Here is a 2356-nt window from a genome sequence, read left to right as displayed (position 1 = left end):
TGCGCGAGCTGTCATAAGAAGATCGATCCGCCGGGCTTCGCGCTGGAAAGCTTTGATGTCATGGGGCGGTGGCGCGAAAACTACCGTTCGCTCGGAGAAGGATCGAAACGCATCGAAGGGGTAGGCCGAAGCGGTAACGAATACGTTCACTATATCGGCCAGAAAGTAGATGCGTCAGGAACGACGGCTGAAGGAAGCGCCTTCACGGACATCGTCGAGTTCAAGAAACTCTTGTTGGAAGATGCAGAGGCCATCGCCCGCAACCTGACCGAACAACTGCTCGTCTATGCGACAGGCGCGCCAATACGGTTTTCCGATCGCGACGAAGTGGCTGCCATATTGGAAAAGACCCGTGCTTCGAATTACGGCGTTCGCTCCATCATTCACGAAATCGTCCGGAGTCCATTGTTCCTCCGTAAATAAGCGCTTATGAAATCCAGTCGCCGAACATTCCTCCGCGCCGCGGGCGTTGCCATGGGCCTGCCATTGCTAGAGTCCTTCGGGGCCGCCTCGGTACAAGGCTCGCCCAAGCGCATGATCGCGATCAATCAGGACCTTGGATTCATTCCCAAGCTGTTCTTTCCAAAAGGTGAAGGGCGTGATTACGAACTCTCGCCCTACCTCGAAAAGATCGCCAAGCATCGGGAACAATTCACCGTGTTCAGCGGACTTTCCCATCCCGGCGTCGACGGGGGGCATCGCGCCGACAAAACGTTTTTGACCGCGGCGCCACATCCCGGGCGGGCGAGCTTTCGCAACAGTATTTCTCTTGATCAGGTGATGGCCAATGAGGTAGGCCATGAGACGCGCTTCCGGTCGCTTTCTCTCGGGATTAATGACGCCAGAAGCCTCTCCTACACCCAGGCGGGGGTTGAAATCCCCACCATTCAAAGCGCGGCGGCGCTTTACAAAAAGATGTTTCTTCAGGGCGATCGCGAAGCGATGGAAGCGCAACTGGCACGGCTGCGCAGAAAGGGGAGCATTCTCGATGTCGTTATGGGGCAGAGTTCGGCTCTGAGTAAACGCGTGAGCGCATCCGATCGGGAGCGGATCGAACAATTTCAGACCGCGGTCCGCAGTCTCGAACAGCGGATCACTGAGGCGCAAGCCTGGGAAACCCGGCCCAGGCCCAAGGTGGACGAGGCCATGCCGGATTACCCAAAGGACAAGAAGGAGTTCTTTGACATGGTGCGGATGATGAACGAGATGTCCCGGCTCGCCTTCCAGACAGATTCCACCCGGGTGATTACGTTGTTCCTGGGCGGTCAGCGCACCCCGGGCGTGAAATTCGAGGACGGCCGAACGCTCGGCGGTTACCACAACCTTTCCCATCACGGCAAAGACGAGGCAAAGTTGAAGCAGTTGGAAGAGATTGAAACCGCGCAGATGGAATTGTTCGGAGAACTGCTTCTGGATCTCCAGGAGATCGAGGAGGCCGACGGCAGCCTGCTGGACAACACCATGGTGCTCTATGGCTGCCATATGGGGGATGCCAACATTCACAATAACCACAACCTTCCGGTCCTCCTTGCGGGTGGCGGTTTTCGCCATGGGCAGCACCTGGTGTTTAATCCGCACAATAATACCCCGCTGTGTAATATCTTTGTCAGTATGCTTCAGCGGATGGGCATCGAGACCGACCATTTTGGGAGCAGTAAAGGATCGCTGACCGGCTTGGGCTGAGCAGTGTAAGGTAACCGCCCCCGTTTGGTAGACCGTTTAAACGTGGAGATTTCTCATTAAAAAAGGGGGAGGTTCCACAAAACTACAATTAATTCCCTCTTTGACGTGGTGTTAAGGTGTGGCTCACGGGAAGGCAGGTAAGGATTGAATTTCCGGGAGCAGTGTATCATGTGATATCCTGGGGCCAATTGTGGTGAGATGATTTTCACGAAGGAAGGTCTGGCTTCGTTGCGACAGGTTCCTGGGAAGTGATGGGAACGTGAAGGAGTCGAAGACGATGAGTTGAAGGAGAAGTGGAAGACCATCCGCAGGGGCTGGTATCTCGGAGGCCAACCATTCCGAAAGTTGCTGGAGAAATTGGTGTTGGTCGCGGCAAGTGAGAGCAGAAGAGATGATACGCATGGGCCATTCATTCACTGTTTCAAGAGCCGTCACATTGGTCGATCAGAGCAACTCGAAGGCCATTCGAAAAATGAAGAAACTGATTGTCGTTGAGAAATGATAGTACACGAATCACGCTCTGACCCCTGTTCGCACTTTGTAGTCACAACGGCGAACTCCTGTTCCAAGATTTTCGAGGAAATGGCCCTCTTTTTCGCGCTCCCGTCGCATAGTAAAAACGGTTCGAGGGGACTCTCGTTCCAACTTGAAGGTCAAAGGAAAACGGTTATCG

2 protein-coding genes are annotated in these 2356 nt (G+C 54.4%); both read left to right on the top strand.

Going from position 1 to position 2356, the window contains the following annotated elements:
• Positions 1-423 (top strand): DUF1585 domain-containing protein (locus tag HOJ95_17710; protein MBT6396531.1); only part of this gene is annotated, 423 nt, incomplete at its 5' end.
• A gap of 6 nt (positions 424-429) precedes the next feature.
• On the top strand, positions 430-1683 hold the full coding sequence (locus HOJ95_17705; protein ID MBT6396530.1) for a DUF1552 domain-containing protein: 1254 nt from the start codon (positions 430-432) through the stop codon (positions 1681-1683).
• The last annotated feature ends 673 nt before the right edge of the window (positions 1684-2356 follow it).

This window comes from Nitrospinaceae bacterium (assembly GCA_018669005.1).
Classification (GTDB): Bacteria; UBA8248; UBA8248; order UBA8248; family UBA8248; genus UBA8248.
Note: the sequence above shows the minus strand (reverse complement) of the source record. Positions and strands in the feature narration are given on the sequence as shown.

Excerpts from the sequence above, each read along its gene's own strand:
- HOJ95_17705 (MBT6396530.1), top strand. The coding sequence starts at position 430 with ATGAAATCCAGTCGCCGAACATTCCTCCGCGCCGCGGGCGTTGCCATG.